The 5517-nt window shown below is 34.5% G+C and carries 5 protein-coding genes; 1 reads left to right on the forward strand and 4 read right to left on the reverse strand.

Annotated features, from left to right (window positions below; translation table 11 throughout):
* Positions 1-26 precede the first annotated feature (26 nt).
* A complete protein-coding gene (locus tag Q0543_RS11455; RefSeq protein WP_299252937.1) occupies positions 27-260 on the forward strand; it encodes an STAS/SEC14 domain-containing protein in 234 nt (77 codons plus the stop codon).
* Positions 261-337: 77 nt separating this feature from the next.
* Here Q0543_RS11455 and Q0543_RS11460 read toward each other — a convergent pair whose 3' ends face one another.
* From Q0543_RS11460 to Q0543_RS11475, 4 genes are all read right to left on the reverse strand, one after another.
* The gene (locus Q0543_RS11460; protein ID WP_299252939.1) at positions 338-2074 is read right to left on the reverse strand and encodes a gliding motility-associated C-terminal domain-containing protein; all 1737 of its coding nucleotides are present in this window, start codon (positions 2072-2074) and stop codon (positions 338-340) included.
* A 16-nt stretch (positions 2075-2090) separates the two neighbouring features.
* Entirely contained in the window at positions 2091-4124 is a 2034-nt protein-coding gene (locus Q0543_RS11465) for a hypothetical protein (protein ID WP_299252941.1), read from the reverse strand.
* A gap of 84 nt (positions 4125-4208) precedes the next feature.
* A complete protein-coding gene (locus tag Q0543_RS11470; protein ID WP_299252943.1) occupies positions 4209-5021 on the reverse strand; it encodes a hypothetical protein in 813 nt (270 codons plus the stop codon).
* Positions 5022-5103: 82 nt separating this feature from the next.
* The gene (locus Q0543_RS11475) at positions 5104-5340 is read right to left on the reverse strand and encodes a hypothetical protein (RefSeq protein ID WP_299252946.1); all 237 of its coding nucleotides are present in this window, start codon (positions 5338-5340) and stop codon (positions 5104-5106) included.
* Positions 5341-5517: the final 177 nt, after the last annotated feature.

Genomic DNA, 5517 nt, shown 5'->3' on the forward strand with positions numbered 1-5517 from the left:
TTTATATCTTTAAAACCGCTGCTTAAGTGGTCCAACTTTTAGACGGAAAGAGCAACTTCACGATGGGGGCTTGGTTTAAGGATGCTATTTTAGGTATTAAAAATCTTACAAAATGGAAAAGAGCAGCCATCGTTTCTGACGTGAAAGCAGTGAAAATATTTACAGATATATTTAGTGTATTAATGCCTGGTGAGTTTAAAGTATTTGAACACAAAGAGGAACAAAAAGCTATTGATTGGGTTTCGGGAAAAAGCATCTAAAATGACAAACACAAACGAATCTATTTATAATATTTATATAGGAGAATATTATAAATAGACTCGTTAAATTTAAAATTCTATCTTATCAATTGCACATATCCAGTTAGTGCCTCATCGTAAGATATACTTTTTAAATCGATGATATAAAAATACGTTCCATCGGGAAGGGCTTCTCCATTTCGGTAGTTCGTGCCATTCCATTCAATCGAGTTGTTTGAAGCTTTCCAAACAATATTACCCCAACGATTATATATCACAAATGTAGCATTAGGATATTCTTGTATATCAGCAATAGTCCAAGTGTCATTTACGCCATCTCCGTTTGGTGTAATTACGTTTGGTATAATTAATGGTGGTTTTACAAAAATGCGCACAATGCCATCAGTAGAACATTTTCCAGAAGGGTCGAACGCCCTTAATATATATAGGATACTTGATATAATTTTGGCTTCAGGATTTAATACCGTGGGATTGTTTAATCCTGTATACGGACTCCACACATAATTTGTTGAACCAACTACACTGCCATTTAAATGGATGATGGAGTTTTTAAAAACCAGAGTGTCATTTCCTGCCGACACGATAGGCCTTGTTATTACGGAGACGATTACAAGATTGCTTGTGTCATTTTTACATGGTGTCTTTATAATTCTTTTATACCAAGTGGTATCTGAAAGTCCAGGAGTCGTATATTCTTTTGAGGTAGAATTTCCTGGAGCATCGATCCATAAATAACCTTTACTTGTTGACATTATCCATTGATAGGAATTAATTGTTCCAGAGGCTTTAGTCGATTCTTTTATCTGTATCGTAGCTCCTGCACAAATACTGCTATCCTTTGATATTACTCCGGGATTATTTTTGCCAAACACATTTATTTGGATAGGTGTTGTATAGGTGGTGTCACAATTCCCAGGTCCCATATCTACTTTGCGACGATAATACGTCGTATCCATAAGCTTATTGGTTTCTAAATAATCTTTTGATGTTGCTCCGATAATGTCTAACCAATTTGCGTTATCAGACGAAACTTGCCATTGATAATGAATTGAGCTCGTTCCACCTGTTCCTCCAGATGCATCAGTGATGCCAATAATTGTTTGTGTAGGTTTTGTATTGAAGCAAAGTGTTTGGTTGACTGATTGTATGGTGCCAGGAATAACGCCTGTCGATGTAGTTACTGTGATCGTATCTGTTGTTGCTAAGTTGCATGAACCTGATTGATCTACTCGTCTAAAATAGCTTGTATTTAATAGAGTAGGAGATTGATAATTCATTAACGTTGCGCCAGATATATCTGAAAATATAGTATTGTCCGAAGATGATTGCCATTGATACGTGTAACTTCCTGTCCCACCTGTATTAGATGTTTTTTCTTTAAATGGTAGTATGGCACTACCTTTACAAATGATTGTGTCATTACCAATTGACGCACGCGTTAACGAAGTGTTTATTTTTATGGAAATTGGTTGTGATAGTTTGGAGCAATAGGATGGTGATAATGCTCCATCTATAACTAGAAGTTGATATCGGCCGCTATCTAATTCAGTCACAGAATTAATTACTAAGTCTTCGTATGTTGAAGTGGGACCTTGTACGACTACTGTACCCATTGTATTTGTTCGTATCCAAGAATATTGATAACCAAAAGAAGGCGGTGTTAAAGGGAATGTAATCACATCTTTCTCTAACGATAATGTATTGCCTTCGCACAATGTTGTATTGCTTGTTGGGGATACTTTAATGGATACAAAATCAGGAGACGTGCATGAAAATATAGTACAGGTTAACTTTACGGTGATTTTAAGAAACATAGAATTTGAACATTTCTTAGCATCTATACCATCTTTGTACGGTGAGGAAGTACGTCCCTGAATCTAATTCAACTACGGGTCTACTTAATGCAGGATAATCTGTATATGGAGCAGTTGCGCTCACAATAGTAGGTATTGTAGCGGGTTCTTGTAGTTTTTTCCAAGTGAAATAATAACCTCCATTTATAGATTGCTTTCCAGCGGTAAGGCTATCAACATAACCTTTCAATTGAAATTGGTCTAAATTAGCTACACATAGAGTGTCATTTACGGTTGCGCGTATACTGTCTAGTATGGGTGTATTATTAACGCGCACCTTAATAAAATTTGTTTGAATGGCTGTGCAATATTTTACAGAATCTTTACGAACGTAGTATTTCGTAGTTATCGGCGTGCCAGGATTGTAATCTGTTCCACTTGAGGCTATTGGTATTTTTGATAAGGTTGGTGTTCCTGTTGTATCTTGACTGGTATACCATTGGTAGGAATTGATTCCACCTACAATACCCAAACTAGGGGTCAATTCAGTTAGTATCGTTGCTGGATCATCCAGACACAATTCCTGATGACTTTGTATGAGAGCTTTTGACGTAGGCCCTTGATTTACTCGTATAACTATTTTTAACGAATCTTTACAGAGTGTTGCATTGGGTCCATCTTGAACAACTAGATAATATGTTCCAGAGTCTAATACTGTAGCCAGCTTTGGAATGGATGGATATGTTGCTAATGTTGTACTAGGTGTTGTAGCAGTATTGATAATGCCATTTTGTACTTTTCTCCAATAAAAATAATACCCTCCATTAAGTGAAGGTTGGGAGCTTGTATTGACATTTCCTGTTAATTGAAAATTTTCTCCAATACAAAGTGTATCTCGTACTAAAGAAGTAATTGAATTTATAACAGCATTGTTGTTGACTTGAATTTTTATTGTATTTGTTGGAACCCCAAAGCATGATCCCGAAGAATCAATTCTTCTATAATACGTCGTATTGTTTAATATTCCTGGAGCAAATCCCGTTGCAGTTGTATTGTAATTTTGACTGGTTAACCATGGGCCTGTAGATGAAGTTGAATGCTCCCATTTATAGTATTTCAATGTTACACCTCCCGTACTCACTGTTCCTGTAAGTGCATTAGCTGTTCCATTTATACAGATTTCTTGATTGGTACTTATAGTGCCAGCAACTGGAAGTGGATCAATGAAGAAAGTTGTGCTTGCTGTATTTGAACATGCTGCATTATTTGAAGTGCCATCTTGAACCTTTAGTGTATAAATCCCTGCATCACTAGCTACAGTTACTGGTTTGGAATAGGGCGCAAATGTATTGCTGATGGTTGTTATAGGGTTGCCATCTTTAATCCATGTATAATGATAATTCAAATTTGATGGTATTGCAATTCCAGATACAACTAAGTTTGTTCCCAAACATACATGAGTTGGTATACTTGGGAATATAAAAACGGAACTTGGTGCGGTACATGTCGAAAGAGATATGTCATCATAATATCCATCGTTGTCTGTTCCTGTAACGCGCAAACTAATAAGTCGTATGCGTATTGATCTTGTTCCTATAGGTGCATAGCGATTATCTGTATCGTTGTGCCATGCGTTAAAATGTGTACTTAAAGTAGTATAAGAACTCAAAACAGTGCCCAATGCATCTCTATATTCTACGATTATTTGAGAGAGATCTTGATCACCACTGCTATATCCATTGCGCCAACCAGAAAACATATAAAATGCTGTGCCTGCATCAATAGATACTGCATTGGCGGAAACACCTATATCTTGAAACATTTCTGAACTAGCATTGACTGTGCTGTTTGGATAAAAATGATACGTTCCACTGTGAGGTGTGACTTGGGTACCCTGTACCCAGAAATCACCTGATGTAGCAACTTGCCACCCAAAATAATACAATTGTTCTGATCCTCCATTGGTGACTAATTCTTGTGCTTTACTAACCGGTTGGAATAATAAAAAAGCACTTACGCTAATTAGTAATTTAAGGGAGTGATTAAAACGTATAAATAGGTTAAATTGCAAATTATGGTTGTTTATAAATTCTTTATATGAATACTATGAAGATAGAGAAAGGTAACAGTATTGTTGTCAATCGAATCAATTAAATTAACGAAGTTTATATGCCATCTTACTTTTTGAATAATTAATAAAGTAGTAATCTCCACTTACATAGCCACTTATTGGAAATTTTTGACGGTTATGTAAAATGTTTATTCCTTCTAATTGTATGGGAAGAAGCACCGATTTATTGAATATTTTTTCGGTTGATGTAAATGTTTTTCCTATATGGATTTTAGCACCATTCGATATATTTATTCTTAAATCTTCAACAAAGGGGATTTTTATTTTTGTATGAATGCCTGCCGTGTCTAGGGTTTCGATTGTAAACGTATTTTTTGTTTTTACCAAAATGCGGATATTTTTTTCTATAAATCCACAAATCGTTGATTTTGTTAATTTGTTTATGGTAGGGTCTCTTCGATATAAATTTGAAAACTCAAAACCTGTCATATAGTCTCCATCTTGAAATTGATCAAAAAATGCATTCAGTCGAATTCGAGAATTATATTGATGTAGTTGTTTTAAATCTCTTGCTTTTATTTCTTTACCATGTAGTTTGGGGTCTATTTCTAAGGTACTTTTGACAAACTTATTTTCAATAGTGTTGAATGCAACGCTCGTTGTAGAATCTATATTGTTTATTTGTGAGCTTGTATCTAAACGCTCTATTTTAGACAGATTTGTGAAATTATTTAATGATAAAGAATCCTTTTCTAATAGGATATCTTTAAAATATATTTGTTTGATTGTAGTATCATAAACGTCATTAATGCGCGTTTTAAAAATAAAGATTGCGATACAAGCACTAGAGAATAGTATGAATGGGATTGATAAGAGCTTTCGGCTTCTGAATTTCATGTTTTATAATCCACTTATAATAAAAGAGACTGTCTTATTTGCATAATAACAGTCTCTTTGTAAAAGAATATATCTGTTTGTATTAACTGATTTTTTGAACAGATTTGATATCTTGTATACGGAGCATATTTTTATATACGCGCTCCACATCGTTTTCTTCGGTTTCAAATTCAATGATGCATGTTGCATCTAATCCTTGATTGTGTTTGTAGTTCAAACTAATCACGGAGAGACCTCTTTTACGAATAGGTAATAAGATGCGGTCTATGGTTTCAGGGGAGTGATTACACTCAATTTGCCAGTTATTACGAACTTTCATGGCTCTAAATGTTAGTTGCTTATGTACTTTAAAACAAATATAGGTATAAAATGCCTTTTTTTAAATAAAAATCACATTTCATTTCAGGTTATAAGTGGCTTCAATCTATAAATTTCGTAGTTTTACGCCTTATTATATTTATTTAGGAATGGCATTTTCATTAGATTCAATTTTAAG

This window comes from uncultured Cytophaga sp. (genome assembly GCF_937863595.1).
GTDB lineage: Bacteria > Bacteroidota > Bacteroidia > Cytophagales > Cytophagaceae > Cytophaga.